Here is a 26,553-nt window from a genome sequence, read left to right on the forward strand (position 1 = left end):
GAGGCGGCTGACGGCCCGGGACGGCGGGTCAGCCCCGGAACCGGTAGCCCGCCCCGCGCACGGTCTCGATCCGGTCCGCCCCGAGCTTCTTGCGCAGATACCGCACGTACACGTCGACGACGTTGGAGCCGGGGTCGAAGTCGTACCCCCACACGCGGGACAGCAGCTGCTCCCGGGACATGACCTGTCCCGGGTGCTGGAGGAACACCTCGGCCAGCGCGAACTCCCGCGCCGACAGCTCCACCTCGCGCCCCTCAACGGTCGCGGTACGGGTGCGCAGGTCGAGCCCGACGTCGCCGTGCTCGAGCCGGTCGGGCGACGTGGCCTCCCCCGTCGTCCGGCGCAGCCGCAGGCGGATCCGCGCGAGCAGCTCGTCGAACCCGAACGGCTTGGACATGTAGTCGTCGGCCCCGCCCTCCAGGCCGGCCACCCGGTCGGACAGCGAGTCCCGGGCGGTCAGGATGACCACCGGCAGCGTGGAGCCGACGTCGCGCAGCCGCTGCAGCACCGTGAACCCGTCCAGCACGGGCAGCCCGATGTCCAGCACCATCAGGTCGTAGCCGCCCGACATGGCATGGGCGAGCGCCGAGGAGCCGTCGGACACCACGGTGGGCTGGAACCCGTGCGCCTTGAGCCCCTTGCGCACGAACTGCGCGATGCGCTCCTCGTCCTCCGCGATCAGGATCTGGTTCAACCTGCTACCCCCGTCGTCCTCCTGGCCACTGGATACCCGCCGGACGGCCCGACGCCGGCGGCACCGTCCGCGGGCCATGTCATCACGAAACGCGCCCCGCCCCCATCCGACCGTTCGACCGCCACGTCCCCGCCGTGCCCCTGCGCGATGGCCCGCACGATGGCGAGACCGAGGCCGGATCCCGGCGCTCCGCCCGTCGTGCTGCCCCGTGCGAACCGGTCGAAGATCCGGTCCGCCTCCTCCGGCGGCACACCCGGCCCCGTGTCCCGCACCCAGAGCCGGACCCGGCGGCCGGAGGGCCCGTCGAACACCTGCGTGCCGATCCCCACCTCGTCGCCGGGGCCGGTGAACTTCACCGCGTTGTCCGCGAGCTGCAGCACGGCCTGGGTGAGCCGGTTCGCGTCAGCCGGCACCTCGACGTCGGCCCGCGCGTCCACCACCCAGCGGCGCGCGCCCAGCGCGCGGGCCTTGTCGTGCACGTCGTCCATGAGCCGGCCCAGGTCGACGGGAACGAGGGTCACGAAGTCGGACCGCTCGGCCTTGGCCAGCAGGACGAGCTCCTCGACGATCTGCCCCATCCGCGACGTCTCGTCGAGCAGGAGGTCCCGGGTCTCGCGCACGTCCGCGGGGTCGTCCGGGTCGAGGACCTCCAGGTGGCCGCGCAGGACGGTCAGCGGCGTGCGGAGCTCGTGCCCGGCGTCGTCCAGGAACTGCCGCTGCGTCTCGATGGCCGTCGACAGGCGGTCGAGCATGGTGTTGAAGGCGCCGGCGAGCTCGCCGAGGTCGTCGTCGGTGGCGACGGCGACCCGTTGATTCAGGTCGGTCTCGGTCACCCCGGTCGCGGTGGCGCTGAGCTGCCGCAGCGGCCGCAGCAGGCGGCTCACCACCAGCCACGCGAACAGCCCCAGCAGCACCAGCGCCACGGAGCAGACGATCGCGTAGGTGCGCATCACGGCGGTCTCCGGGTCCAGCGACTGGTCGAGGGCGGATGCCATGACGTACGCGCCCACCTCCTGACGGTCCGCCACCGTCACCGGCACGACGACGAACCACACGCGGCCGAGCTCGGGTGTGTCGATCTCGCGCTGGAAGGTGCGCTCCGACTCCGGCGTGAGACTCTCCACGGCGTCCCGGACCGCCGGATGCTCCGCGACCACCCGCCCCCACGCGGGCGGGTTGGACGACTGGTGCTTGCCGTCCAGGTAGCTGACGAAGATCTCGTTGGTGCCGGGGACGTTCCGCTCCATGGCGACGCTCATCAGCCGCCCGGCTCCGTGGAACGCCTCGCCCGTCTCCGGGTCCACGCCGTTGACCGCCAGCGTCTGCAGCTCCGCGTACTCCTGGTCGAAGTCCTCGGAGATGTCGTCCATGATCTGCTGGGACTGGATGGCGTGGGTGAGCAGACCGGCCGCGAGCAGCCCGATGGCGGTCACCGCCACGACCACCGCTACCACCTTGGCCCGTACCGAGGGCCGGCGGAGGCTCATCCGCTGCCCGCGCCGGACGGCGCGAGCCTGGTCCCGCCGAGCCTGCTCCCGTCGAGCCAGGCGGCGACGACGTCCAGGCGGCGCGACGTCGCCGCCTTCCAGCCGCGCTCCTGCACCCGGTGCGGGCCCGTGGCCAGGGACAGCAGCACCCCGGCGACGCGGGCGGCCAGGTCGCTCAGGTCCGCGCCCCGGCTTCCAGGGGCGGCCACGAACCCCGCCGCGTAGTCCGCAGCGAGCCGGCGCATCCGGGCCGCGCGCTCGGTCTGGGCGGGGTCGGACCCGGTCACGAGGGACAGCACGTCGAGGTGAGCGACGAGGCACGCGAGGTCGTCGGCGCGATGGCCGGGACCGGCTGAGTCGACGTCGAGCAGCCCGGTGATCCGGCCCTCGTTGAGCATGATCTGCGCCTCGTACAGGTCGCCGTGGGTGGGATCGGCCCCGGCTCCGCGTTCCGCGAGGCGCGCCACGACGGCGCCGGCCAGGTCGGTGGCCCGGCCCGCCTCCGCCGGCAGCGCCGCCCCGATCACGCCCGCGTAGTGCTCGGCCGACTCGCTCCAGGCGGGGCGGCGCGGCAGGTCGCGCACGTCCGCGGGCAGCCGGTCGAGAAGGTCCAGCACCTCCGCCGGGGACGGGATCCGGCCCCCGTTGCGGACCGCGGAACGCATCTCGGTGCCGTGCAGCGGGGACAGCACGAGGAGGCCGTCGTCGGACCAGCCGAGGGGGCGCGGGACGGGCAGCCCGGCCCGCGACAGCAGAGTGTGCCGCTGGTGCAGGTCCGCGACCTTGCGCGGGCGCAGCACCTTGAGGAACACCCGGGCGGACGCCGCCCGGGCCTCGATCACCGCGCGCCGGGTCGGCCGGTAGGCCCGGACCTTGAGCTCCGGGTCTGCGCGCGCCTCCGGGCCGACGCCGAGCCCGGCCAGCAGCTCTTCGACGGCGGCGGGGTTGAACGCTCGCGGCAGCGCGGGCAGTGCCGGGTCGCCGGGAAACCGCCAGACGGCGACCGTCGCGTCGCCGTCGGACAGCGTGACCACACCCGGCTTGCGCCCGTCGCGCGATCGGCCGACGCTCGCGCCGAGCGTCTCGGAGCGCTCCACGCCGTCCCAGCGCACGGTTGCCCGGTACGCCACCGTGGTGGTCGAGCCGGGCCGATGGTCCACCTGGCGTACCCGCCAGTCCACGAGCTCGCCGCCTGCCGTCGCCACCGCCGCGTCGAGGAGGCCCGCGGCGGCTTCACCGGTCAACAGGTCGAGGTGCGTGTTCACCCGAACATCCTCGCAGCCGGTCCCGGTCGAGGCCCCCCGATTCAAATGAGAATCCTCTAACCCGCGCACGGAGTCGGCCCTGGTGAGATATGTACGCCCGGGGGAAGGTAACGCTGAGCTAGCAATGCTCCCTCTCCGTTACCTCCTCCCAGGCGTACACGTCTCCGGAGAGCCAAGCCGAAGTCGTCAGCCCCGCAGCTCGCGGTACTTCGCGATCAGCGCCGCCGTCGACGGGTCCTGCGCCCGCAGCGCGGCCTCGTCGCCCGCGACCGCCGGGGCGATCTCCAGCGCGAGCTTCTTGCCGAGCTCGACGCCCCACTGGTCGAACGAGTCGATGCCCCACACGACGCCCTGCACGAACGTGATGTGCTCGTACAGCGCGACCAGCTGCCCCAGCACGGACGGCGTCAGCGCGGGGGCGAGGATCGACGTCGTCGGCCGGTTGCCGCTGAACACCTTCGCCGAGACCAGGTCCTCGGCGACGCCCTCGGCCCGCACCTCGTCGGCCGTCTTGCCGAACGCGAGCGCCTTGGTCTGCGCGAAGAAGTTCGCAAGGAACAGGCCGTGCACGTCGGCCCCCGCTGCCACGGCGCCGCCGTCGCCCACGGCGTCGGTCAGCGGGTAGGCAGGGTTGGCGACGGCGATGAAGTCGGCCGGGATGACCCGCGTGCCCTGGTGGATCAGCTGGTAGAACGCGTGCTGCCCGTTGGTGCCCGGCTCGCCCCAGAAGACCTCGCCGGTGTCCGACGTGACGGGCGTGCCGTCCCAGCGCACGGACTTGCCGTTGGACTCCATGGTGAGCTGCTGCAGGTACGCCGGGAACCGGTGGAGCTGCTGCGCGTACGGGAGCACGGCGTGCGTGTGCGCGTCGCGGAAGTTCACGTACCAGACGTTGAGGAGCCCCATCAGGACGGGCACGTTGCTCTCGAACGGCTCGGTCCGGAAGTGCTCGTCCATCGCGTGGAAGCCGGCGAGCAGCTCGGCGAAGGCGTCCGGCCCGATCGCCACGGCGAGCGACGTGCCGATCGCCGAGTCCACGGAGTAGCGGCCGCCCACCCAGTCCCAGAACCCGAACGCGTTCTCGGGGTCGATGCCGAACGCCTCGACCTTGTCCAGGGCCGTGGACACCGCGACGAAGTGCTTGGCAACGGCGTCGGCGCGGCCCTCCTCGGAGTCCTCGATGGCGCCGGCCGCAACCAACGACCGCCACAGCCAGTCGCGCGCGAGGCGCGCGTTGGTGAGGGTCTCCAGCGTCCCGAAGGTCTTGGACGCGACGATGAACAGGGTCGTGGTCGGGTCCAGGTCGGCGGTCTTCTGCGCGACGTCGGTGGGGTCGATGTTCGAGACGAACCGGACCTCCAGGCCGTCCTGGACGTAGGGCTCCAGGGCCTCGTACGCCATGACCGGGCCCAGGTCGGACCCGCCGATGCCGATGTTGACGATCGTGCGCACGGGCTCGCCCGTGACGCCGGTCCACTCGCCGGAGCGGACCTTCTCGGCGAACGCGTACACCTTCGCGAGCTCGTCCTGCACGTCGGCGGTGACGTCCTGGCCGTCGACGGTCAGGGGCTCGTCCGACGGGCGGCGCAGCGCGGTGTGCAGCACCGCGCGGTCCTCGGTGACGTTGATGTGCTCGCCCGCGAACATCGCGTCGCGGCGCTCCGCGAGCCCGACCTCCTCGGCCAGGGCGAGCAGCGACGCGAGCACCTCGTCGTCAAGCAGGTTCTTCGACAGGTCCACGTGCAGGTCGGCGGCCTGGTGGCTCATGCGGCCGGCGCGGGCCGGGTCCTTGGCGAACCAGCCGCGCAGGTCGGGCTGGAGGTTCTTGGAGAGCTCGGTGAGCGAGCCCCATGCGGTGGTGGTGGTGGCGTCGACAGGCAGACGGGCTGGCACTGAGGTCATGGGACAACCGTAATGCTGAGCGCCTCCGCCGCAGCCTTGGCCAGTGTTCGATCCGTCACCTCGTAGCCGGAGTCGGCACCGCCGCCGGGACCACCGGCGTCCGCCACCGAACGCTTCGCGGACAGGTGCACGGCGTCCACGCCGACGCCGAGCAGGGCCGGGATGTCCGCCGCGGTCACGCCGCCGCCCGCCATGATCTCGATGCCGAGCTCTGCGCTGTGCTCCACCAGGGCGGCCAGCCGCTCGAGGCCGTCTCGCACCCGGGCCGCGCCACCGGAGGTGAGCACGCGCGCGACCCCCAGCTCGGCGAGCGTGTCGAGGGCGGCGACCGGGTCCGCAATCACGTCGATCGCCCGGTGGAACGTCACCTCGGCCACGTCGGCGGCGTCGACCAGGTCGCGCATCCGCGCCTCGTCCACGACGCCCGACGCCGTCAGCGCGCCCAGCACCACACCGTCCGCCCCGGCGTCGACCGACAGGGCGATCTCGCGGAGCATCAGGTCGATCTCCGCGGAGGAGTAGACGAACCCGCCGGGCCGGGGCCGCACGAGGACGTGCACCCCGAGGATCGGTGCGTCGGCGGACGACGGGACCACCGCCGCGGCGTTGACCACCGCCTCGATGAGCGCGGCGCTCGGCGTGATGCCGCCGGTGGCGCCGAGCGCGGAGCAGAGCTCGACGCGGCGGGCGCCGACTTCGGCTGCGATCACCGCCCCGGCCGGGTCCTGGACAGCGAGCTCGAGAGCGACACGTTGGGGCACGTGCGCCAGCGTAACCGTGCGCGGGGTCCGCCGGTCGCCCGCCACGTCCGCCGCCGAGTCGGTAGGGTCCCATGCATGGCCATCGATCCCAGTGCGATCCTCACGGGTCGCGCCCCCGGGCGTGCCCCGATCGGCGTGATCCTCGGGATCGTCTTCGCGTCCGTCTGCCTGCTCGTGATCCTCGCGTTCGACGCCTGGACTGGCGGCGCGTCGTTCATCGTCGGGCTCCTGCTGGCGGTGCTGCCCGTCGCCGTCTGGCTGCCGCTCGTGCTCGCGCTGGACCGGCTGGAGCCGGAGCCGCCGAACGCCCTGATCTTCGCGTTCCTCTGGGGCGCGGGGGTCGCGGCGCTGTTCGCGAGCATCCTCAACACGCTCGGGCTGTCGCTGCTCACCGAGACCGAGCTCACGGGCGAGGAGGAGGGCTGGTACGTCGTCGCGACGTTCGGCGCGCCCGTCGTCGAGGAGCTGCTCAAGGGCGCCGTCCTCTTCGGCATGCTGTGGTGGCGGCGGCAGGAGCTCAACGGCCCCACTGACGGCGTCATCTACGCCGCCATGGTGGGCCTCGGCTTCGCCGCGACGGAGAACGTCCAGTACTTCATCGACGCCGTCGAGGTGGACCAGCTCGGATACGTGTTCGTGCTGCGGGCCATCGTCTCGCCGCTGCTGCACCCGCTGTGCACGGCGATGACGGGCATCGGCGTCGCGGTGGCAGCGCTGGCCGGACCCGGCCGGCTGCGCCGTACGGCGCCCCTCTACGGGCTGCTCGGCGCGATCGCCCTGCACAGCCTGTGGAACGGCTCCACGAAGTTCGGCCTCGGCGGCCTCGCCGGCGCCTACCTCGTCGGGTTCGTGGTGCTGATCGGGCTCATCGTGATCCTGGCCCGCGACCGGCGCCGGATCGTCCAGCTCATCGGGCACTACCTGCCGCTGTACGGTCCGATCGGCATCGTCACCGGCGACGACCTGCGGATGCTGTCCAGCCTCCCCGGCCGCCGGGCGGCCCGGAGCTGGGCGAGGTCCGCGGGCGGCCGGGGGGCAGAACGGGCCATGACGAGCTACCAGCAGGCCGCTACCGAGCTCGCGCTGCTGCACCAGCGGGCCGGCGCGCAGCGGGACCTCGACCCGCACGGCCTGGAGCAGCAGCGGCAGTACCTCGTGTGGGTCATGCAGCAGGCGCGGGCCGCCTTCCTCGACCGGCAGCCGCGACCGCCGGCCTCGCCGTGGGGCACGACGGGCTTCGGCACGGCGGGTCGCTACTGACGCCGGTCCGGATCAGCCCAGCGGTATCCACTCGGTGGCGGTGGTCACCTCGTCGAGGATCGCCGGCAGCGGCGTCACACCCAGGCCCGGTCCGGTGGGCACGGCGATCTGGCCGTCGTCGAGCACGAACGGTTCGGTGATGTCGGTGGCGTAGAACCTGCCCGACGCCGAGACGTCGCCAGGCAGCGTGAACCCCGGCAGGGCAGCGAGCGCCGCGTTTGCCGCGCGCCCGATCCCGGTCTCCAGCATGCCGCCGCACCAGACGGCGACGCCGTGCGCGACGGCGAGGTCGTGGATGCGACGCGCCTCCAGGTACCCGCCCACGCGGCCGGGCTTGATGTTGATGATCGAGCAGGCGCCGAGCGTGATGGCGGCGGCAGCGGTCTGCGCGGAGACTATCGACTCGTCCAGGCACACCGGCGTGCGGATGCGGCGGGCGAGCTCGGCGTGGCCCAGCACGTCCTCCTCCTCGAGGGGCTGCTCGATCAGCAGCAGGTCGAACGGGTCGAGCCGCGCCAGGTGCCGCGCGTCCCGGAGCGTGTAGGCGGTGTTCGCGTCGACCTGCAGCAGCACGTCGTCGCCGAACCTCTCGCGCACGGCCCGCACAGGCTCGACGTCCCAGCCGGGCTCGATCTTCAGCTTGATCCGTGCGTAGCCCTCGTCGAGGTAACCGCCGACGGCGTCGAGCAGCTGCGGGACCGAGTCCTGGATCCCGACCGACACGCCGCTCGGCACCCGGTCGACGACGGCGCCCAGCTCGCGGGACAGTGGCCGGCCCAGGGCGCGCAGCTCGGCGTCGAGCACTGCCATCTCCAGGGCCGCCTTCGCCATGCGGTGCCCCTTGACCGGCGCCAGCGCCTGGCCGACGTCGACCGCGGACGCGATCCCGGCCCCGCCCCGGTGCGCGCTCAGCGCCGGGATCAGGAACCGGCGCAGCACGTCCGCCGACGCGTCCACGTACTCGGAGGAGTACAGCGGGTCCTCGGCGGCGACGCACTCGCCCCAGCCCTCGGCCTCGTCGGTCTCCACGCGCAGCAGGAGCAGGTCGCGCTCGACCTGCGTGCCGAACGACGTACGGAACGGCGACACGAGCGGCAGCCGGATGCGGCGCAGCTCGATGCCGCGGATGGTCAGGCCCTGGGTGGTCATGTGGTCTCCTCGTTCGTCGGCTCGCTCGTCGTATCCGTGCGCACCAGGTAGCCGCCGCGGCCGAACCCGACCACCGCCCCGCCGTCGGACAGCGGTGGCAGCAGGCCTTCCCGCACGGTGGTGCGCCACCGGCGGGCGGCCGCCGGGTCGGTGGTGCGCAGCGTCTCGATGTCGGCGGGCACGGGCACGGTGACGAGCCGGCCGCCGGTGCCCGGTTGCCCAGCCTGCTGAGGGCGCGTGCCGGTCTCGGCAGGCTCGGCCGCCGGTCTGCCCCAGCACGCCGCCGCGACGCGTGGGTCCCGCAGGTCCCAGCGCACCAGGACCCGGTCGGACTCGTCGCCCCGGTTGATCGCGTCGGGCATGGCGCCGTAGAAGTTCGGCAGGTACTCGACCGCCCGCGCGGCGAGCTTCACGAGGTTGAAGTACGCGTTCCGGGCGACGAGCGGGTCGTAGGTCCAGGTGATGGCGTCCAGGCCGCGCTCGAGCACCCAGGCTCGCTGGTGCGCCTTGAGCGCGAAGCCGATGCCGCGGCCCGCGGCCTCGGTGGACACCCCGGCGACGTGGCTGTGCAGGGCGCGCTCGGCGGGCGCGTGGAAGAACCCGGCGCACGCGCCGACCATCCGGTCGCCCTCGTACGCGGCGGCCACATAGCCGTGCACCTTGGCCAGCGCCCGCAGCAGCTCGGCGGGCATGGCCGACCCGCCCCAGATCTCGGTCCACAGCCGCTCGATGGCGGCGTGGCCGGCCATGTCGTCGACCTCGCGGATCTGGACGCCCGCGGCGCGGGCCGCTGCGTCCGCCGCACGGACGGCGTCGGCCACCACAGCGCCTTGCGCGGCGGCAGCGTCCGCCGCGCCGCCGTGGGCGGTCACCGGTCCCCCGCCTGGCCGCCGACGGGCCGGCCGCCGACCAGGTCCGCGATCAGCGCGCGCAGCAGCGCCGTCCGGTCGGCGATCCGGTCGACGAGCACGTGCTCGTCGTCGGCGTGCGCGCCGCCGCCCACGGCGCCGAGGCCGTCGAGCGTGGGCGTGCCGACGCCGGCGGTGAAGTTGCCGTCGGACGCCCCGCCCACGGCGACGCCGGTGAGCGGCGGCAGCCCGGACGCCTCGGCGATGCCCGAGGCCCGCGCGAAGAGGCCGGCCGACAGCGCACGCTCCAGCGGCGGCCGGTTGATCCCGCCCTCGATCTCCAGCGCGGCGTCGGGCAGCGCGGGCGCCAGCGCACGCACGGCGGCGTCGACCCGCCGCTGCTCCGCGACGGTCCGCGCGCGGACGTCGACCGCGAACGACGCCTCGGCCGGGACCGTGTTGCCCGTGGTGCCGGAGGTCGCGACGGTCGGCGTCACGGTGGTGCCGAGCGCCGGGTCGCCCAGCGCCGCCACCGCGAGCACCTGGTGCGCCAGCTCGACCGACGCGTTCACGCCCTTCTCGGGCTCCAGGCCCGCGTGCGCGGCCCGGCCCTTGACCAGCACGCGATAGATCGAGGTGCCCTTGCGCTCCAGCTTGAGCGCGCCGTCGGCGGACGCCTCCAGCACGAGCGCGGCGTCCGCCCCGCGCGCCTCGTCCTCGATGAGCGTCCGGGACGACGGCGAGCCGACTTCCTCGTCACCAGTCACCAGGAGCGTGACCCCGGTCCGGTCGTCGAGGGACGCCAGCACGTGCAGCGCCATGGCCAGGCCGGTCTTCATGTCGAAGCTGCCCGGTCCCCGGAGCACCCCGTCAGCGATGCCGAACGGGTGCGTCAGGAGCGAGCCGAGCGGCCACACGGTGTCGTGGTGCGCCAGCACCAGCACGCGCGTGGGGCCGCCGAGCCGCCACCGCAGGTGGATCCCGAGCCGCTCCGGCTCGACGCCCAGGTGCGCGGTGCCGAGCCGGGCCACCAGGTCGGCGGACCGGGCCAGCGCGTCCGGGTCCGACGACGGCGACTCGCACTCGACCAGTGTCCGCAGGTCCTCGATCAGCGCGTCGGTGTCCGGTCGGGCAGGAGTCTCGTGGAAAGCCATGACCGCACCGTAGCGGCCAACCCCGTGCCAGACCCCCGGGTCACTCCGGTGTCCCGGGGGTCTGACACAGGCGAGATGGCTTACGCCGAGAGCAGGCGCAGCGTCAGGGCCGCCGCTGAGAGGAGCGTCAGCACGACGGTCGGGACCATGCCCGCCCAGTCCTTCGCGCGGACATGCGTGATGACCGCGCCGAGGAAGTAGAGGACGAAGCAGCCGGTGGCCGCGATACCGATCGGCGCCCACCAGATCCCGGCGGCGGTGCCGACGGCGCCGGCAAGGAGCAGGGTGCCGAGCACCGGGATGAGCCGCTCGGGCACACCGAGCTTGTTGACAAGCTGCTCGAGCATCTGCGGGTTGCGCGCCAACTTGCCGTAGCCGCTGAAGGCGGCGGCAAGGGCGAGGAGCGCGGAGACGATGACTGAAGCGATGAACACGGGTCCTCCGAGGACGACAGCCGGACGTACCCGGCGAGAGCGGGCGCCCGTTCGAGCGCCTCACGAATGGTCGGGTATCCGTCCGCGCTTGCCAAGGGGCGGGGAAGCAACTCACTATTAGTAAGTGACTTTCAGGACGACCGCCTCTGCCGCCCCTGCCCGGAGCATCCTCCCGAGCCCCGATCGGCCCGCCCCAACGAACGGTGCTCCCGACGCCGACGAGTGCGATCTCTTCCAGCGCGTCGTCGAGCGCGCCGGGCGGCGCTGGTCGGGCGCCATCCTCTTCGCCGCCGTCGCGGGCGCGCGGCGCTTCGTCGAGTACCGGCGCGCCGTCCGCGGCATCTCCGACCGGATCCTGACCCAGCGCCTGCGTGAGCTCGAGCAGCAGGGGCTGATGGCGCGCGAGGTGGTACCGACCATGCCCGTGCAGATCCTGTACACGCCGACACCGGCCGGTGCCGACCTCATCGCGGCGCTGGGACCCCTGGCCGAGTGGGGCAACAAGCACCACGACGCCCTCAAAGCCCCCGAGTAAGCCCGCTTGTTGTGGGCGGGATCGTTGCGCCTAAAACGGGCACGTAGTAGCAACGATCACGCCCCAACAAAGAGGCGGCAGGGGCGGGCGACGGGGGTGACACCACTTTGACGTCTTGGATGACGCCTTGCCTCTTGCGCTGACACCATTGATGGTGTCATAGTGACGTCATGGACCTGACGAGATATGTCGACGAGCTGCAACGCCAGCTCTCAACCGCAGCAGCAGCCGGCGGGGACGAGGCGCGTGAGCTCGCCGGCCGCCTGACCGCCCCGCTCGACGCCGCCGTGCGGCTCGTGCTGCTCGAGGCGCTGTCGACCGCGGCCGGCGAGATCTCCGCCGAGCTCGCACCCGGCTCCGTCGACGTGCGTCTGCGTGGCGGCGACCCCGAGTTCGTCGTCGCGCTACCGGCCCCCGCGCTGCCGGCTCGGGCCACCGAACCTGCGGCGTCGCCCGCCGGGCCGCCGCCCGTGCCGAACGCCGACGCCGAGGGTGCTACCACCCGCACCACCCTGCGCCTGCCCGACCACCTGAAGACCCAGGCCGAGATCGCCGCCGCCCGCGACGGCGTCTCCGTCAACACGTGGCTCGTACGGGCGGTCGCCGCCGCGCTCGGGCCGACCACCGGGAGGCCCGCCACCCAGGCCGGGCCCGAGCAGCGTGCCACCAACCGTCACACCGGCTGGGTGCGCTGAACGCACCTCGACCACCGGTCACCCGTCGCACACCCACTGATCGCCCGCACCCACATGCCCCTGGAGTCACCATGACCACCTTCCCCGCCCCCACGCCCGTCCCGGTCGTCGTGGACGTGCCCTTCGGCAACCTGCACGTCGTCGCCAGCGAACGGGACGATGTAGTCGTCACGGTCCTGCCTGCCGACCCGAGCAAGTCTGGCTCCGTGCGCGCCGCCGAGGAGACCCGCGTCGAACGCGACGGCGACGCCGTCACGATCATCTATCCGGCCGCGTGGAAGCAGTACGTCCTTCCCTTCGCGGCCGGCGGTGCGATAGTCAACATCGAGCTGCCCGCCGGGTCGAGCCTCAGCGGCAAGGCCGGCTCGCTGTATGCGGAGGGCAGGCTCGGCACTGTCGACCTCAACCTCAACGGCGGCGACGCCCGGGTCGACGAGGCGGCCCGCCTGGACCTCAAGGTCTCGGCCGGGAACGTCATCGTCGGCAGCGCCCCTGGCCCCACGACCGTCAAGGCGAGCGCCGGCTCCGTGCGGATCACCGAGTTCGCCGGCGAGGGCACCGTCCGCGCCAGCAACGGGACCACGACCGTCGGGTCGGTGACGGGAACGCTGGACGTCGTCGGGGCGCACGCCGAGATCGCCGTGGGCCGTGTGCACGGCACCCTCACCGTCAAGTCGGCCCATGCCGGCATCCGCGTCGACCGCGTCGAGTCCGGCAGCGTCACGCTCACCACGTCCTACGGCTCGATCGAGGTCGACGTGCCCGAGGGCACCGCCGCCTGGCTCGACGTCGCCTCGGAGCACGGCACCGTCCGCAACCAGCTGACGCCCGCCGAAGGGCCCGTCGAGAACGACGCCACCGCCGAGATCCACGCCAGCACCGGCTGGGGCGACATCATCGTCCGCCGCCCCTGACAACCGTCTGACCGCATTCCACGACCACCCCCAGAGACCATCCCCAGAGAAGGGAAGAACATGAGCGCCTCAACCGAGCGGGGTCGCGAGCCCGCGATCCGAGTGCAGGGCATAGAGAAGTCGTACAAGGAGCTGCACGTCCTGCGGGGCGTGGACTTCGAGGTCGCGCCGGGCAGCATCTTCGCCCTGCTCGGCTCGAACGGAGCCGGGAAGACCACCGTCGTCAAGATCCTGTCCACCCTGCTCAGGGCCGACGCCGGCGCCGCGAGCGTGCACGGGTTCGACGTCGCCACCCAACCCGCCAACGTGCGCGAGTCGATCAGCCTCACCGGACAGTTCGCCGCCGTGGACGAGATCCTCACCGGGCGGGAGAACCTGATCCTGGTCGCCAGGCTGCGCCACCTCGAGGACCCCGGCCAGATCGCCGACGACCTGCTCGCGCGCTTCTCCCTGACCGACGCCGGCGGGCGCAAGGCCGCCACCTACTCCGGCGGCATGCGCCGCCGCCTGGACATCGCGATGAGCCTGATCGGCGACCCGCCGATCATCTTTCTCGACGAGCCCACCACGGGTCTGGACCCGCAGGCGCGCATCGAGGTCTGGGACGCCGTCAAGAAGCTCGCCCAGAGCGGCACCACGGTCCTGCTGACCACCCAGTACCTGGACGAGGCCGAGCAGCTCGCCGACCGGATCGCGATCCTGCACGAGGGCCGGATCATCGTCAACGGCACCCTGGCCGAGCTCAAGGCCCTGCTGCCGCCCGCCAAGGTCGAGTACATCGAGAAGCAGCCGACCCTGGAGGACGTGTTCTTCGCCGTCGTCGGGAGCGACGGCGCGGCCGGCAGGGCCGGCGACAAGACCAGCAACCCCGTCGGCACGGACGCGTGAGGAGCGAACGATGACCAAGCACTTCTTCAGCGACAGCACCGTCCTGCTGGGGCGGTCCCTACGACACATCTCGCGCAGCCCCGACACCATCATCACGACGGCGGTCACGCCGATCGCGCTGATGCTGATGTTCGTCTACGTCTTCGGCGGCGCGATCGAGACAGGAACGGACGACTATGTGAACTACCTGCTGCCCGGCATCCTGCTCATCACCATCGGCTCGGGTATCGCCTACACCGCCTACCGGCTCTTCCTGGACCTGCAGGGCGGCATCTTCGAGCGATTCCAGTCCATGCCGATCGCACGATCGTCCGTGTTGTGGGCGCACGTGCTGACCTCGCTGGTCGCGAACATGATCTCGATCGTCCTGGTCGTGCTCGTCGCCCTGCTCATGGGCTTCCGCTCCGGGGCAGGAGTGCTGGACTGGCTCGCCGTCACCGGCATCCTGATCGTGTTCACCCTGGCCCTGACCTGGATCGCGGTCATCGCCGGACTGTCGGCGAAGACCGTGGACGGCGCGAGCGCGTTCTCCTACCCGATCATCTTCCTGCCGTTCGTCAGCTCGGCGTTCGTGCCCACCGACACCATGCCCGGCCCGGTGCAGTGGTTCGCCGAGAACCAGCCGGTCACCTCCATCGTGAACACGATCCGTGACCTGCTGGCCCAGCAGCCGGTCGGCGCCGACATCTGGATCGCACTGGGCTGGTGCGTCGGGATCCTCGTGATCGCCTACGTGTTCGCCATGGCCGCGTACAGGCGCAAGATCGCCTGACCGCCCACCACCTTCGAACCACGATCCTCAACCGGCACACAGCCACTGTGCCCGGTTGAGGATCGTGCCGTTCAGCCCCGTCGAGACCGGTCTCGACAGGCTCGACCAGCGGGAGCGGCCTAGCCTCGCAGGCCCAGGAACTCCGCCACACGGGTCGACGCCGGGGCGGTCCGCAGCTCGTCCGGCGCTGCCACCTGCAGCAGCCGGCCCCGGTCCATCACGCCCACCCGGTCGGCCACGACCGAAGCCTCGGCGTGGTCGTGCGTCACGAACACCGCCGTCGTGCCGGTCTCGACCAGCGCGGCCCGCACCTCGCCCGCGAGCCGTTCCCGGAGCTGCCGGTCGAGCGCGGACAGCGGCTCGTCCAGCAGCAGCAGGCGGGGCCGAGGGGCCAGGGCGCGCGCGAGGGCCACTCGCTGCTGCTCCCCGCCGGACAGTGTCGGCACCGCCCGCTGCTCGTACCCGGCGAGCCCCACCAGGCCGAGCAGCTCGGTCACCCGCTCGTCCCGCTCCGCCCGGGACAGGTCCTGCGTCTCCAGCCCGTAGGCGACGTTGCGACGCACGTCCCGGTGCGGGAACAGCTGGCCGTCCTGGAACATCAGCCCGAACCGGCGCTTGTGCACCGGCAGCCCGGCGAGGTCCTCGCCGTCGTACAGCACGCGACCGCCCGCCAGCGGCTCCAGCCCGGCCACCGCGCGCAGCAGCGACGACTTGCCACACCCGCTCGGGCCGAGCAGCGCGACGACCTCGCCCGGTGCGACGGTCAGCGAGACGCCGTCTACCGCCGTGACGCGGGTCGAGCCTGTCGAGGCCCCGTACCGGACCGACACCTCCCGGATCTCCAGCCCCGCCATCAGAACTCCCCTCCGGCGCGCTCGTCGCGCAGTCGCTCCGCCATCATCATCACGGTCGCGGTCAGTGCCGCGAGCACCACCGACGCCGCGAGCGCCATCCCGTAGTTCTCCGCGCCGGGCCGCCCGATGAGGCGGAAGATCACGACGGGCAGCGTGGCGCCGTCGGGCCGCGCGAGGAACGACGTAGCGCCGAACTCGCCGAGCGAGACCGCGAATGCGAACCCGGTCGCGAGCCCGACCGACCGCAGTGCGATCGGCAGGTCCACGGTCCGCAGCACGCGTCCAGGGCCAGAGCCGAGCACTGCCGCGACCTCGCGCAGCCGCGGGTCGATCGCCCGCAGCACGGGCAGCACGGTGCGCACGACGAGCGGTATCGCGACCACGGCCTGCGCCACCGGCACGAGCAGCCCGGAGGTCCGCAGGTCCACGCCCAGGACGGGCTGGTCCATGGTGATGAGGAACCCGAAGCCGACGGTCACGGCGGACACGCCGAGCGGAAGCATGAACAGGGCGTCGAACGTCCCGACGGCGCGGCGCGCGCCCACCGACCGCGGCCGCCGGGACACCACCAGCGCCACGAGCCCGCCGACCACCAGGGAGATCACGGTGGCGGTCAGCGCAATCCGCAGCGAGGTCGCCGTCGCCTCCCATACGGTCACGACCAGCGCGTTCCGCTCGCCGGTGGTCCCGAGCGCGACGTAGTTCGCCGGGCCCCAGGATCCGTCCGGCTCCCGGAACGACCGGGCCACGAGCCCGGCCAGCGGCAGCACGATGAGCCCGGCGACGATCGCCGCACCCACCAGCGCCGCTGTCGCGTCCCCTGGTGAACGCCAGGACAGTGCCCGAGCCGAACCGCGCGACGACACGAGGTGCAATGCGGCCTCGCGCCGGCGGCGGGCCCGCGCGGACACTGCCAGCGCCCCCGAGATGACGACGAGCTGCAGGATCGACAGCACCGACGCCGACCGCAGGTCCAGGAACTGAGTGGTCCGGGTCCAGATCTCGGTCTCGATGGTCCCGTACCGCACACCGCCGAGCACCAGCACGACGCCGAAGGCCGTGGCGCAGAACAGGAACACCACCGAGGCCGCCGACGCGATGGCGGGCCCCAGGGACGGCAGCGTCACGGTCCTGAAGACCCGCGCGGGCCCCGCGCCCAGCGACGCGGCGGCCTCCTCGGTCCGCGGGTCGAGCCGCTCCCACAGACCGCCGACGGTCCGCACCACCACCGACACGTTGAAGAACACGAGCGCGACGACTATCCCGGCCAGCGACTCCTCGAGCCGGAGGAACCCGAGGGTGCCGCCCGGCGCGAACAGGGCACGGAACGCGACGCCGACCACCACGGCCGGCAGCACGAACGGGACGGTCACGAGCCCGCGCACCAGGCCGCGTCCCGGGAACGTCCGCCGGTACAGGAGGTAGGCGAGGGGCAGGCCGAGCAGCACCGAGAAGGCGGTGCCACCCGCCGCCTGGGTCAGCGTGAGCCCGACCAGCCGCCACGTGCGGGGCCGGGACAGCACCTCGGTGAACCCGGTGAGGTCGAGCACGCCGTCGGATACGAAGCCCCGGACCACGAGCGCGGCCACCGGCCACGCGAAGAAGATCGCGAGGAAGCCGAGGGGGATCGCGACGGCCGCCCCCCAGAGGATGGGCGCGGGCCGCAGCCCACGCCTCAGCCCGCCCCTCCGGCTCCGGCTCAGCCGACCACTGTCTCGGTCCACCGCTCGATCCACTCGTCGCGATGCTCGCTCACCTCGGCCGGCTCCACCTCGAACGGCGCGTCGGCCTGGGGTGCGAACTTCTGCCAGTCCTCGGGGAGCTGCACCGAGGAGTCCGCCGGGTACATGTACATGGACTCCGGCAGCGCGGCCTGGACGTCCTGGGTGAGCAGGAAGTCCACCAGGGCCTGGGCGCCCTCGGGGTTGTCGGACCCGGCGAGCACGCCCGCGTACTCGACCTGCCGGAAGCAGGTCTCCAGCAGAGCGCTGGTGGTGGACTCCGAGCCGTCCTTGCTCACCGTGAACGCGGGCGACGTCGCGTACGACAGCGCGAGCGGCCGCTCGCCGCCCTCGCCCGCACCCGAGAAGTCCACGTAGTACGCGTCCTCCCAGGAGTCGGCGACCTTGACGCCGTTGTCCACGAGGGAGGTCCAGTAGTCCTCGAACCCGTCCTCGCCGAACGCCCCGATCGTCGCGACCAGGAACGCGAGGCCCGGGGACGACGTCGCCGGGTTGGTCACCACGAGCAGGTCCCGGTACTGCGGGTCCGCCAGGTCCTCCAGGGTCGTCGGCACCTCGAGGCCGGACTTCTCGAACCAGGCCTCGTCGGCGTTCACGCAGACGTCGCCCTGGTCGACGGGGGTGAGCGCCCCGCCGACCTGCTCGGCGCCGTCGGGCAGGGCAGCGGGCGTGTACTCCTCGAGCACGCCCGCCTCCAGCGCGCGGGAGGCGAACGTGTTGTCGATGCCGAAGACGGCGTCCCCGAGCGGGGCGTCCTTGGTCAGCACCAGCTGGTTCACCAGGGTCCCGGCGTCGCCCGCCGCGCTGACCTCGACGGTCATGCCGGACTCCTGCTCGAACCGGTCGATCAGCTTCTCGTCGAGCGCCCACGAGTCGTGGGTCACCAGGGTCACCGTGCCCGACGCCGTCGGGTCGCCCTCGCCGGTCTCGGTGCCGCCGGACCCGGAACCGCCGGAACAACCTGCGAGCAGCAGCGCCACGGCGACCGCCCCGGCCTGGATGGTGCCCACGTGGGCACCGGAAAGACGCAACATCGTGCCTCGACTTCCTCCGCCGGTGTTACCCGGATCAGGTTCAAGGGTCTGCGGTTTGCCGCACTCTCAGCGCCGTGGGGCGCTCCCCTGTCGTATCCAAGGAAGCCTAGTCGCCTGGCGGAGGCTACGGTGTGAAGGTGGCCAAGAATGAGACGGATCAGACACTCGCCGAGAAGGTTGGCACTCTCGCCCTGACGCTCGCGGCCGGATGGGTCGCGCAGAAGGCGGTCAGCATGATCTGGAAGGGTGTGACAGGCAAGGACGCGCCCAACAAGCCGGACGATCCGGAGCTGGACCTGGTGCAGGCAACCGTGTTCGCGGCGGTCGCCGCCGGGACGGCGGTGTTCGCCAAGCGCCTGGCCGCGAAGGGCGCTTCGAAGGCGGCCGTGCGGCTCGCCGCCCGCCGCGCAGCGGGGTAGCCGGCCACGCGCAGAGCCGGCTCAGACCTGCAGCCTGCGCGGCCGCCGGGTCAGCAGCGGGTCGTGACCCCGCGGCCGGCCCACCGGCTGGACGGCGTCGAGCGCTCGGTTCAGCGCGGCCTGCGTGACCCCTACCTTCTCGTTGTCCGCCCGCAGCGCGGTCATGACCTGGTCGGCCGCGAGGCGCAGCGGGATGCCTGCCTTGCTCGCGGCCTCGGTCAGAACGCGTCCGGCGGTCTCGTCGGACACGCCACGCACCGCGACGATGACACCCTTGGCCTGCTCGATCACCGCCTGGCTGACGAAAGCTCGGGCGACCACTCCGGCCGCCCTGCGGGCCAGCGCCTCTTTCTGGACGGGAGTGACGTCCACGACGTAGCCGAGCAGCTCCGGGGACGCGCCGTGGCTGCCCCGCGAGCCCTGGCCGATGACGACCACCTCGCGGGTGCGACCATTACGGTCGACTATGCGGTGCGCGCACGCGAAGGGCCTGCCGAGCCGCAGGGCCTCGGTCGCGGCGCGGACCACACGATTCCGGTCGTCGGGGTGCTTGCGGGACCGGAGGGCGTCAAGGCCGGCCTCGACCTCGTGTCGCTTCCATCCGTGCATGGTGTAGACCTCGTCGGACCACCACCAGTTGCCCGAGGCCAGCTCAACGCGGTAGCGGCCGACCAGGAGATTGGTCCCGAGACCGAGTGCGTGGGCCAGATCGCCCGCCGAGAACTTCGGGGGCTGTGTCGCGGCGTCGCCTCCGGCGCCATCCACGACGGTGAGCCTGGGCTGCTTGAAAGGGGGCATTTGTTCAACCTCCCAGATCCGGAACGGACCAAGGAGCCGCTTCATGACTCCGTGCCGTCGATTCTAAGGCGCTTCCCCTATTTCGGACAGCCCCTTTCTGGCGTCCGGCGAGACCAGCGCGCTGCGAGTGCCGTTCCCCCGTGCCAGCCTGGAGAGGCCCGCCCAGGGACCGACCACCGGCACAGGAGGTGCACCGTGAGCGAGAACCCCCACGAGGCGACAACAGAGCCGGGCGGCCCAGGCACGGGCACACCCGGCATCATGGCCCCCGGCCCCCTGCGCGCCGACGTCGTAGTGGTGGGCGCGGGGATCACCGGGGTGGTGACCGCCCAGCTGCTCGCCGACGGCGGCGCGAATGTCATGGTGCTCGACGCCGGCAACGCCCGCACCACCACCACCGCCCGCTCGACCGGCAAGCTCTCCGTGCTGCAGGGCACCCGGCTCACGCGCGTCGCACGGTACGGCGACGAGGTGGTCCGCGCCTACCTCGCGGCAAACTTCGCGGGCCTCGGGTGGCTGCGCCGCACCCTCGAGGACCTCAACGTGCCCGTGGAGAACCGGGACGACCTCACGGTCGCGACCACCGCCGAACAGGTGGCCGACGTCGACGCCGTCCTGGCGATCTGCGCGCGCCAGGGACTCGCCGCGCAGTGGGAGGAAGATCCGCCGTACCCGGCGCTGTCCTTCGGCGCGGTGCGCCTGCCGGGCCAGGGCCAGGTCGACCCGCTGCGCATGCTCTCCGCGCTCCGCGCGGACCTGCGCGCCCGCGGCGTCACGGTGTACGACGGCGCGCGGGTCCGGCAGGTGCTCAGGCGCCGGTCCGGTGTCGCGCTGCGCACCACCCGCGGCACCGTGCTCGCCGACCGCGTGGTCCTGGCCACCGGCGTCCCGCCCGGCCGGCTCGGCGGACTGATCCTGCGGCTGGACGCGGGCCGCAGCCTGCTCACGACGTGGGAGGTGACCGACCCCGGCGCGCTTCCGCCCGGGTTCACCGAGACCATGTCGATCACTGCCGGGCCCCCCGTCCGCTCGCTCCGCACGGCGAACGGGCTGCTCATGGTGGGCGGCGAGGGCTATACGGTCGGCCGGGAGCCGGACCCGGCCCGGCGGCTGGCGGCGCTCGACGAGTGGACCAGCACACACCTTCCCGTGGGGTCCTCCCACCACGCCTGGGCGGCCCAGGACTACAGCAGCGACACCGGCCTGCCGTTCGTCGGACCGGCCGTACCGGGTGACGAACGGATGCTCGTGGCCACCGGCTACGGCAAGTGGGGGCTCACCAACGGCGCCGCCGCGGGACTGGCTCTCGCCGGCCGCATCCTCGGCGACCCCGTCGAGTGGGGTCCGGTGCTCGAACCGTGGGCGCGACCGGCTCGGCCCAGCGCGCGCACCGCGGCGACCTTCGGCGAGCAGACCAAGGGCTGGGCGTGCGCCGTGACCCGCCCGACGGGACAGCGGGCAGGGGCCAGGCGCGTGTCCCGGGTCTGCCCGCACTTCGGCGGCGTCGTGCGGTGGAACGACCAGGAACAGTCGTGGGACTGCCCGGTGCACGGCTCCCGTTTCGCCCCGGATGGCGCACGGCTCGAAGGCCCCGCCACGGAGGGCCTCGCACCGCGCTGACCCGCACGGATGCGGGGAAGGACGCCGAGAAGCGGTTCGAGATGCGAGTGATTCTCCGCGACCCGAACGTAGAAGGACCGGAAGAAGCCCGGTGACGACCAGACGTGGAGGTCGCTGTGCGAGTTCTCGGCGTGAACGCGCTCTTCCACGATCCGTCGGCGGCCCTCGTATTGGACGGACACGTACACGCCGCAGCCGAGGAAGAACGGTTCACCCGGCGCAAGCACGGTAATCGTCCAGTCCCGTTCGGGGCCTGGGAGCTGCCGGAGCAGGCGATGCGCTGGTGCCTCGACGTCGGCGGACTGGCGCCCGGGGACCTGGACCCGGTGGCGTACTCGTTCGATCCCGCCCTGGCCAAGCCGTCCGACGAGATGGGCCTGCTCGACCCGTGGGACTGGCTGCGGCTGCGGTACGCGGAGCGGGCGCCGCAGTTCACCGCCAGCGCCCTGCCAGGGCTCAACCCGGCGGCCGTGCGCTTCGTGCCGCACGAGGTGTCGCACGCCGCATCGGCGGCGCTCGCCATCCAGACCGTGGACGACTCGCAGCCCCGGCTCCTGGCGATGCGCACAGACGTCTTCGCACCCGCAGACCCGTGAGGAGGTGCCCCATGGCACCGTCGTACTCAATAGTGATCCCGACGGTCGGCCGCCCCGAGCTCGGCGCGCTGCTCGCCTCGCTCCGGGCGGCATCGACCCAAGGCCCGGAGCCGCTCGACGTCGTGGTGGTCGACGACCGCCCGTTCCCGGCCGGCGCGTCCGGCGAGCACAACCCGCCGCTCGAGCTCGGTCCCGACCCGGTGGCAGGCGTCCGCACGCTGCGCACCGGCGGGCGCGGCCCCGCCGCCGCACGCAACGCGGGCTGGCGCAGCGTCCGCACGGAGTGGGTGGCTTTCCTGGACGACGACGTCGTGGTCCCGCAGCTCTGGGCCGTCGCCCTGGCGCAGGACCTGGCCGCCGCCGGCCCGAACGTCGGCGGCGTGCAGGGCAGGATCGTGGTGCCCCTGCCGAAGCACCGGCCGCCGACCGATCTAGAACGCAACACGGCCGGGCTGGAGAGCGCGGAGTGGGCGGCCGCCGACATGGCCTACCGCCGGGCCGCCCTGGTGACGGTGTGCGGCTTCGACGAACGCTTCCCCCGGGCATACCGGGAGGACGCCGACCTGGCCGCGCGCCTGCGCGGGTCGAACTGGGAGCTCGAGCACGGGATCCGGTTCGTCGAGCACCCCGTCCGGCCCGCCGGGAGCCTGGCGAGCGTGCGCGCCCAGGCCGGGAACGCGGACGACGCGCTGCTGCACGCCCTGCACGGCCGCCACTGGCGCACGGTCACCGGGGCCGGCCAGGGCCGCCTGCCGTGGCATGTCGCGACGGCGGCGGCCGGCGTGACGGCGCTCGGCGGTGGCTTGGCCGCAGCCAGCCCCGCCGGACGGGACCGGGGCGCTGTCCGCACGACCGCACTTCTCGCGGGCGCGGCCTGGGCGGGCCTCACCGCCGGGTTCGCCCGGAAGCGCCTCGCGCCCGGTCCGCAGCGCGGTGACGACGGTTACGGCACCGAGCTGCGGCGCATGGCCGCGACCAGCGTGCTGATCCCGTTCGCCGCCGTCGCCCACCGCGCGCGAGGCGCCTGGAAGTGGCGGCGGCGGCTCGGCGGGAGCGTGCCGCCCTGGCCGCCACCGGTCAGGGCCGTCCTGTTCGACCGGGACGGCACCCTGATCCGCGACGTGCCCTACAACGGGGACCCGAGGGCCGTCGAGCCGGTCCCCGGCGCCCGCCGCGTGCTGGACGAGCTACGAGCCGACGGCCTGCGGGTCGGCGTGGTGTCGAACCAGTCGGCCATCGGCCGCGGTCTGCTGACCACCGCGCAGGTGGACGCCGTTGACGAGCAGGTCCGCCGGCTGCTGGGCCCGTTCGACACCTGGCAGCGCTGCCCGCACAGCCCCGAGGACGAGTGCACCTGCCGCAAGCCGGAGCCGGGGCTCGTGCTGCGGGCGGCCGCGGCGCTCGGCGTACTTCCGATCGAGTGCACGGTAGTGGGAGACATCGGCGCCGACATCGGCGCCGCTGTCGCGTCCGGCGCGCGAAGCGTCCTGGTGCCCACCGAAGTCACCCGCCGTGAGGAGCTGTCCGCCGCTCCCGTGGTGGCCGCCACGCTGGACGAGGCGGTGACCCTGCTATGACCGCCGCGACACGACCTGTCCGGGTGCTCGCCGTCCGGCTCGACAGCGACGGGGACGTGCTCCTGACCGGACCCGCCGTGCGCGCGCTGGCCGCTACGTACGACCAGGTGGACCTCCTGGTCTCCGGCTCCGGCCTGCAGGCCGCTGACCTGCTGCCGGGCGTCACGGAGATCCTCCGGTTCGACGCGCCGTGGTCGGGCGACGAACCGCCCCGGGTCTCCCCGGAGGCGGTCCTGGACCTCGTGGCCGGCCTCACCGCGCGCCGATATCAGCTCGCCGTGATCTTCACGTCGTTCCATCAGTCGTCGCTCCCGATGGCGCTGCTCGCCCGCCTCGCAGGCGTGGGCCGCATCGTCGGCACGAGCGAGGACAACCCAGGCTCGCTGCTGGACGTGCGGCACCGCCGCGGACCGGGGCTGCACGAGGTGGAGGCAGCCCTCGACCTCGCCGACCAGGCCGGCGCCCGTCTGCCAGTGGCCGACGACGGGCTGCTCGCTGTCCGCCGGCCGCTGCCCCGCGTGCCGGCGTCGGCCGCGCGGCCGCTGGGTGTCGAGGGCGCCCTGGGCCAGCGTTCCGTCGTCGTGCACCCGGGGGCCTCCGTGTCCGCCCTTGCGCCGCTGCCGGAGGACGCCCGTGCCATGGCCGCCCGTCTCGCGCGCGACGGCTGGGACGTGCTCGTGACCGGCTCCGCCGCGGAACGGGACCTCACCGCGTACGTGGCGGGCAGCCACGCAACGGACCTGGGCGGCCGTACCGACCTGGGCCAGCTCGCCGCCGTCCTGGAGGCGGCTGCGTGCGTGGTGGTCGGGAACACCGGCCCGGCGCACCTGGCCGCGGCGGTCGGCACGCCGGTGGTCAGTCTGTTCGCCCCCGTGGTCCCGGCCGACCGGTGGGCGCCCTACGGGGTACCCCGGCTCGTCCTCGGCGACCAGGGCGCCGCGTGCCGTGGCACGCGGGCCCGCGAGTGCCCGGTGCCGGGTCACCCGTGCCTCGCGTCGGTCACGCCCGACCAGGTGTCCGACGCCGTCACGCGCCTCACGCGCCTGGCGCCCCGAGCGCCGGCCGAAGCGGGGCAGCCCCGCGGCGAGGGGAGGCCCCGATGAGGATCGTGCTCTGGCACGTCCACGGGTCGTGGACCACCGCCCTGCTCGTCATGGCCTCGGGCGAGGCGTCGTGGCCATGATCGAGCACATCGCCTGGAGCCGGCCATGACCGTCCTCGTGCTGCGTGCGCTGGGGCTGGGCGACACCCTGACCGGCGTGGCCGCGCTCCGCGGGGTGCGACGGGCATGGCCCGGGCACCGGGTGGTGCTCGCCGCGCCCGCGACCCTCGGCCAGTGGCTGGCCGATCTCGGGGTCGTCGACGCCGTGCTACCGACGCAAGGGCTGATTCGGCTCCCCTGGCCGTGGGCCGGGCCCGGCGGCGCGCAGGACGCGCCTGGATGCCTCGCGGTGAACCTGCACGGCCGCGGGCCTGAGAGCCACCGGATCCTGCTGGCCACCCGGCCGGACGCCCTGATCGCCTACGACAATTCCGAGGTCGGCCACATCGGACCCGACTGGGACGACGCCGAGCACGAGGTGCTGCGCTGGTGCCGGCTCGTCCGGAGCGTTGGCGGCCCCTGCGAGCCCGACGATCTTCGCCTCGGCCCGCCGGACCCGCCGGGCGGGCGGGGCAGTCAGGAGCCGGGGCAAGCTCAGTCCGACGGGTGGGCACAGAAGGGCGGGCGGGCACGGATGGGCGGGCGGGCAGATGTCATAGTCCACCCCGGGGCAGCCGCCAATGCCCGCCGCTGGCCTGCCTCCCGGTGGGCCGCCGTCGTCACCGCCCTCACGGAGTGGGGCCACAGCGTCACCCTGACCGGATCACCGGCCGAGCGGGGCCTCTGCGCCCGGGTACGGCTGCAGGCCGTTACCCACGGCGCGGGTGCGGTACGCGATCTCTCGGGAGAGCTCGCCGTACCGGCCCTCGCCGAAATCGTGGCCACGGCCCGGCTCCTCGTCAGCACCGATACCGGCGTCGCTCACCTCGCCACCGCGTACGGCACGCCCTCCGTCACGCTGTTCGGGCCTACCCCGCCCGAGCTCTGGGGTCCGGCGATCGACCGGGACCGGCACCTGGTCATCTGGCACGACGAGCCCGGCACACCGCCGCGTGACCCGAACGCCGACCGCCTGGACCCAGCCCTCGCCAGGGTGCCGGCCGAGGACGTGGTCGCCGCGTGCGAGTCGGCGCTCATGCCGCTCCCCGCGACCCCGCGCGGAACCATGACACCGTCCAAGCCAAGCCATCCGACGACGAGAGCTGAGGTTTCCAGCCCAGCTCCGTCCTGGCCAGTGTGATGTCGGGCTGGGGCATGACACCCTGGTGCCGTGAGCTTCACGCACCTGGACGACCGCGGCCAAGCCCGCATGGTCGACGTCACCGCCAAGCAGCCGACCATCCGCTCCGCGACGGCGTCGGGCATGGTCCGTTGCGGTCCCGCCGTCGTGCAGGCGCTGCGCGACGGCGCCGTGCCCAAGGGGGACGTGCTGGCGGTGGCGCGTATCGCCGGCATCGCCGCGGCCAAGAAGACGCCGGACCTGCTGCCGCTGGCTCACGTGATCGGCGTGCACGGCGCAGCCGTGGACCTCGAGGTGTCCGACGACGGCGTGGCCATCACGGCGACCGTCCGCACGGCCGACCGCACGGGCGTCGAGATGGAGGCTCTCACGGCTGTGGCCGTCGCGGGCCTCGCCGTGGTCGACATGGTCAAGGGCCTGGACAAGTCCGTCTCGCTCGCGGACGTGCGCCTGGAGCGGAAGACGGGCGGCAAGTCGGGCGACTGGGTGCGCGCGGAATGATCACCGTCCGCTACTTCGCGGGTGCCCGGGAGGCGGCCGGCCTCACCACGGAACAGCTTGGCGGCCCGACGTCGGTAGCCGCCCTGCGCAGCACCCTCACCGCTGCCCACCCGGGCCTGGGCGCCGTGCTGCCGAAGTGTGCCCTGCTGGTCGCGGGCGCCCGCACGACGGAGGACGAGGCGGAGATCCCGGACGGCGTCACGATAGACGTGCTCCCCCCCTTCGCGGGCGGCTAACCCCACTTGTTGTGGGCGCGATCGTTGCGCCTAGAACGGGCAGGTTGCCGCAACGATCACGCCCACAACCAACGGT

Annotated in this window: 27 protein-coding genes and 1 riboswitch; of the genes, 14 read left to right on the forward strand and 13 right to left on the reverse strand. The window is 73.1% G+C overall.

Annotated elements, in window-relative coordinates; all coding sequences use genetic code 11:
- Window positions 1–28: 28 nt before the first annotated feature.
- The 5 genes from IE250_RS23330 to IE250_RS23350 all read right to left on the reverse strand — a co-directional run bounded on the left by IE250_RS23330 (window position 29) and on the right by IE250_RS23350 (window position 6,109).
- Window positions 29–694, reverse strand: coding sequence for a response regulator transcription factor (locus IE250_RS23330; protein ID WP_189671717.1), 666 nt, complete (start codon window positions 692–694; stop codon window positions 29–31).
- Window positions 691–2,181 carry a sensor histidine kinase gene (locus IE250_RS23335; RefSeq protein ID WP_189671718.1) on the reverse strand — a complete coding sequence of 497 codons (1,491 nt, stop codon included), beginning with the start codon at window positions 2,179–2,181 and terminating at the stop codon, window positions 691–693. The genes IE250_RS23330 and IE250_RS23335 overlap by 4 nt, the downstream gene beginning before the upstream one ends.
- On the reverse strand, window positions 2,178–3,446 hold the full coding sequence (locus tag IE250_RS23340) for a phosphotransferase (protein ID WP_189671719.1): 1,269 nt from the start codon (window positions 3,444–3,446) through the stop codon (window positions 2,178–2,180). Before IE250_RS23340 ends, IE250_RS23335 begins: the two co-directional genes overlap by 4 nt.
- A 186-nt stretch (window positions 3,447–3,632) precedes the next feature.
- Window positions 3,633–5,348, reverse strand: a complete 1,716-nt coding sequence (gene pgi / locus IE250_RS23345) for a glucose-6-phosphate isomerase (protein WP_189671720.1) — start codon at window positions 5,346–5,348, stop codon at window positions 3,633–3,635.
- Window positions 5,345–6,109, reverse strand: coding sequence for a copper homeostasis protein CutC (locus IE250_RS23350; RefSeq protein WP_189671721.1), 765 nt, complete (start codon window positions 6,107–6,109; stop codon window positions 5,345–5,347). Before IE250_RS23350 ends, pgi begins: the two co-directional genes overlap by 4 nt.
- Window positions 6,110–6,184: 75 nt before the next feature.
- Here IE250_RS23350 and IE250_RS23355 point away from each other — a divergent pair, with 75 nt between their 5' ends.
- Complete coding sequence (locus IE250_RS23355; RefSeq protein WP_229872712.1) at window positions 6,185–7,369, forward strand: PrsW family intramembrane metalloprotease; 1,185 nt, start codon at window positions 6,185–6,187, stop codon at window positions 7,367–7,369.
- 12 nt (window positions 7,370–7,381) lie between these two features.
- Here IE250_RS23355 and menC read toward each other — a convergent pair whose 3' ends face one another.
- From menC to IE250_RS23375, 4 genes are all read right to left on the reverse strand, one after another.
- A complete protein-coding gene (gene menC, locus IE250_RS23360) occupies window positions 7,382–8,518 on the reverse strand; it encodes an o-succinylbenzoate synthase (protein ID WP_229872713.1) in 1,137 nt (378 codons plus the stop codon).
- Window positions 8,515–9,390 carry a GNAT family N-acetyltransferase gene (locus IE250_RS23365; RefSeq protein WP_229872714.1) on the reverse strand — a complete coding sequence of 292 codons (876 nt, stop codon included), beginning with the start codon at window positions 9,388–9,390 and terminating at the stop codon, window positions 8,515–8,517. Before IE250_RS23365 ends, menC begins: the two co-directional genes overlap by 4 nt.
- Complete coding sequence (locus IE250_RS23370) at window positions 9,387–10,520, reverse strand: M20 family metallopeptidase (RefSeq protein WP_189671722.1); 1,134 nt, start codon at window positions 10,518–10,520, stop codon at window positions 9,387–9,389. The genes IE250_RS23365 and IE250_RS23370 overlap by 4 nt, the downstream gene beginning before the upstream one ends.
- A gap of 80 nt (window positions 10,521–10,600) precedes the next feature.
- Complete coding sequence (locus IE250_RS23375) at window positions 10,601–10,954, reverse strand: DoxX family protein (RefSeq protein WP_189671723.1); 354 nt, start codon at window positions 10,952–10,954, stop codon at window positions 10,601–10,603.
- 124 nt (window positions 10,955–11,078) lie between these two features.
- On the opposite strand from IE250_RS23375, the gene IE250_RS23380 reads away from it, so the two are divergent.
- The 5 genes from IE250_RS23380 to IE250_RS23400 all read left to right on the forward strand — a co-directional run bounded on the left by IE250_RS23380 (window position 11,079) and on the right by IE250_RS23400 (window position 14,758).
- Window positions 11,079–11,489 (forward strand): winged helix-turn-helix transcriptional regulator, encoded by a 411-nt coding sequence (locus tag IE250_RS23380; protein ID WP_229872715.1) that lies wholly within the window; start codon window positions 11,079–11,081, stop codon window positions 11,487–11,489.
- 170 nt (window positions 11,490–11,659) lie between these two features.
- Window positions 11,660–12,184 (forward strand): toxin-antitoxin system HicB family antitoxin, encoded by a 525-nt coding sequence (locus tag IE250_RS23385; protein WP_189671724.1) that lies wholly within the window; start codon window positions 11,660–11,662, stop codon window positions 12,182–12,184.
- 71 nt (window positions 12,185–12,255) lie between these two features.
- The gene (locus tag IE250_RS23390) at window positions 12,256–13,098 is read left to right on the forward strand and encodes a DUF4097 family beta strand repeat-containing protein (RefSeq protein WP_189671725.1); all 843 of its coding nucleotides are present in this window, start codon (window positions 12,256–12,258) and stop codon (window positions 13,096–13,098) included.
- Window positions 13,099–13,158: 60 nt separating this feature from the next.
- A complete protein-coding gene (locus IE250_RS23395) occupies window positions 13,159–13,986 on the forward strand; it encodes an ABC transporter ATP-binding protein (RefSeq protein WP_189671726.1) in 828 nt (275 codons plus the stop codon).
- A 10-nt stretch (window positions 13,987–13,996) separates the two neighbouring features.
- Window positions 13,997–14,758: an ABC transporter permease gene (locus tag IE250_RS23400; RefSeq protein WP_189671727.1), complete on the forward strand. Its 762-nt coding sequence runs from the start codon at window positions 13,997–13,999 to the stop codon at window positions 14,756–14,758.
- 119 nt (window positions 14,759–14,877) lie between these two features.
- Here the strand turns inward: IE250_RS23400 and IE250_RS23405 are convergent, their stop codons facing one another.
- The 3 genes from IE250_RS23405 to IE250_RS23415 form a co-directional block, all read right to left on the reverse strand.
- Complete coding sequence (locus tag IE250_RS23405; RefSeq protein ID WP_189671728.1) at window positions 14,878–15,612, reverse strand: ABC transporter ATP-binding protein; 735 nt, start codon at window positions 15,610–15,612, stop codon at window positions 14,878–14,880.
- Window positions 15,612–17,336 carry an ABC transporter permease gene (locus IE250_RS23410; RefSeq protein WP_373301733.1) on the reverse strand — a complete coding sequence of 575 codons (1,725 nt, stop codon included), beginning with the start codon at window positions 17,334–17,336 and terminating at the stop codon, window positions 15,612–15,614. The genes IE250_RS23405 and IE250_RS23410 overlap by 1 nt, the downstream gene beginning before the upstream one ends.
- On the reverse strand, window positions 17,312–18,388 hold the full coding sequence (locus IE250_RS23415) for a thiamine ABC transporter substrate-binding protein (protein ID WP_189671729.1): 1,077 nt from the start codon (window positions 18,386–18,388) through the stop codon (window positions 17,312–17,314). The genes IE250_RS23410 and IE250_RS23415 overlap by 25 nt, the downstream gene beginning before the upstream one ends.
- Window positions 18,383–18,487: riboswitch (TPP riboswitch) on the reverse strand. Its footprint overlaps the gene before it by 6 nt.
- A gap of 38 nt (window positions 18,488–18,525) precedes the next feature.
- Between IE250_RS23415 and IE250_RS23420 the strand changes: the two genes are divergently transcribed.
- Window positions 18,526–18,807 carry a DUF4235 domain-containing protein gene (locus IE250_RS23420; protein WP_189671730.1) on the forward strand — a complete coding sequence of 94 codons (282 nt, stop codon included), beginning with the start codon at window positions 18,526–18,528 and terminating at the stop codon, window positions 18,805–18,807.
- A 21-nt stretch (window positions 18,808–18,828) separates the two neighbouring features.
- Here IE250_RS23420 and IE250_RS23425 read toward each other — a convergent pair whose 3' ends face one another.
- A complete protein-coding gene (locus IE250_RS23425; RefSeq protein WP_189671731.1) occupies window positions 18,829–19,605 on the reverse strand; it encodes a PAS and ANTAR domain-containing protein in 777 nt (258 codons plus the stop codon).
- Between the two features lie 195 nt (window positions 19,606–19,800).
- Between IE250_RS23425 and IE250_RS23430 the strand changes: the two genes are divergently transcribed.
- From IE250_RS23430 to IE250_RS23460, 7 genes are all read left to right on the forward strand, one after another.
- The gene (locus tag IE250_RS23430) at window positions 19,801–21,225 is read left to right on the forward strand and encodes an FAD-dependent oxidoreductase (protein ID WP_189671732.1); all 1,425 of its coding nucleotides are present in this window, start codon (window positions 19,801–19,803) and stop codon (window positions 21,223–21,225) included.
- 116 nt (window positions 21,226–21,341) lie between these two features.
- The gene (locus tag IE250_RS23435; RefSeq protein WP_229872716.1) at window positions 21,342–21,821 is read left to right on the forward strand and encodes a carbamoyltransferase N-terminal domain-containing protein; all 480 of its coding nucleotides are present in this window, start codon (window positions 21,342–21,344) and stop codon (window positions 21,819–21,821) included.
- 11 nt (window positions 21,822–21,832) lie between these two features.
- Window positions 21,833–23,398, forward strand: a complete 1,566-nt coding sequence (locus tag IE250_RS25005; RefSeq protein WP_189671733.1) for an HAD-IIIA family hydrolase — start codon at window positions 21,833–21,835, stop codon at window positions 23,396–23,398.
- Window positions 23,395–24,501 carry a glycosyltransferase family 9 protein gene (locus IE250_RS23445; RefSeq protein ID WP_189671734.1) on the forward strand — a complete coding sequence of 369 codons (1,107 nt, stop codon included), beginning with the start codon at window positions 23,395–23,397 and terminating at the stop codon, window positions 24,499–24,501. The genes IE250_RS25005 and IE250_RS23445 overlap by 4 nt, the downstream gene beginning before the upstream one ends.
- Before the next feature lie 105 nt (window positions 24,502–24,606).
- Window positions 24,607–25,740, forward strand: coding sequence for a glycosyltransferase family 9 protein (locus IE250_RS23450; protein ID WP_189671735.1), 1,134 nt, complete (start codon window positions 24,607–24,609; stop codon window positions 25,738–25,740).
- A 30-nt stretch (window positions 25,741–25,770) separates the two neighbouring features.
- Window positions 25,771–26,241 carry a cyclic pyranopterin monophosphate synthase MoaC gene (gene moaC / locus IE250_RS23455; protein ID WP_189671736.1) on the forward strand — a complete coding sequence of 157 codons (471 nt, stop codon included), beginning with the start codon at window positions 25,771–25,773 and terminating at the stop codon, window positions 26,239–26,241.
- Window positions 26,238–26,477 carry a MoaD/ThiS family protein gene (locus IE250_RS23460; RefSeq protein WP_189671737.1) on the forward strand — a complete coding sequence of 80 codons (240 nt, stop codon included), beginning with the start codon at window positions 26,238–26,240 and terminating at the stop codon, window positions 26,475–26,477. Before moaC ends, IE250_RS23460 begins: the two co-directional genes overlap by 4 nt.
- The last annotated feature ends 76 nt before the right edge of the window (window positions 26,478–26,553 follow it).

The organism is Promicromonospora soli (genome assembly GCF_014653785.1).
GTDB classification, from domain to species: domain Bacteria; phylum Actinomycetota; class Actinomycetes; order Actinomycetales; family Cellulomonadaceae; genus Promicromonospora; species Promicromonospora soli.

Bases quoted from the DNA above. Each gene is read 5' to 3' on its own strand.
- IE250_RS23405 (WP_189671728.1), bottom strand. From the start codon at position 15,612: ATGGCGGGGCTGGAGATCCGGGAGGTGTCGGTCCGGTACGGGGCCTCG.
- IE250_RS23460 (WP_189671737.1), top strand. From the start codon at position 26,238: ATGATCACCGTCCGCTACTTCGCGGGTGCCCGGGAGGCGGCCGGCCTC.
- menC (WP_229872713.1), bottom strand. From the start codon at position 8,518: ATGACCACCCAGGGCCTGACCATCCGCGGCATCGAGCTGCGCCGCATC.
- IE250_RS23335 (WP_189671718.1), bottom strand. From the start codon at position 2,181: ATGAGCCTCCGCCGGCCCTCGGTACGGGCCAAGGTGGTAGCGGTGGTC.
- pgi (WP_189671720.1), bottom strand. From the start codon at position 5,348: ATGACCTCAGTGCCAGCCCGTCTGCCTGTCGACGCCACCACCACCACC.
- IE250_RS23390 (WP_189671725.1), top strand. From the start codon at position 12,256: ATGACCACCTTCCCCGCCCCCACGCCCGTCCCGGTCGTCGTGGACGTG.
- IE250_RS23415 (WP_189671729.1), bottom strand. From the start codon at position 18,388: ATGTTGCGTCTTTCCGGTGCCCACGTGGGCACCATCCAGGCCGGGGCG.
- IE250_RS23385 (WP_189671724.1), top strand. From the start codon at position 11,660: ATGGACCTGACGAGATATGTCGACGAGCTGCAACGCCAGCTCTCAACC.
- IE250_RS23370 (WP_189671722.1), bottom strand. From the start codon at position 10,520: ATGGCTTTCCACGAGACTCCTGCCCGACCGGACACCGACGCGCTGATC.
- IE250_RS23425 (WP_189671731.1), bottom strand. From the start codon at position 19,605: ATGCCCCCTTTCAAGCAGCCCAGGCTCACCGTCGTGGATGGCGCCGGA.
- IE250_RS25005 (WP_189671733.1), top strand. From the start codon at position 21,833: ATGGCACCGTCGTACTCAATAGTGATCCCGACGGTCGGCCGCCCCGAG.
- IE250_RS23395 (WP_189671726.1), top strand. From the start codon at position 13,159: ATGAGCGCCTCAACCGAGCGGGGTCGCGAGCCCGCGATCCGAGTGCAG.
- IE250_RS23445 (WP_189671734.1), top strand. From the start codon at position 23,395: ATGACCGCCGCGACACGACCTGTCCGGGTGCTCGCCGTCCGGCTCGAC.
- IE250_RS23450 (WP_189671735.1), top strand. From the start codon at position 24,607: ATGACCGTCCTCGTGCTGCGTGCGCTGGGGCTGGGCGACACCCTGACC.
- IE250_RS23355 (WP_229872712.1), top strand. From the start codon at position 6,185: ATGGCCATCGATCCCAGTGCGATCCTCACGGGTCGCGCCCCCGGGCGT.
- IE250_RS23400 (WP_189671727.1), top strand. From the start codon at position 13,997: ATGACCAAGCACTTCTTCAGCGACAGCACCGTCCTGCTGGGGCGGTCC.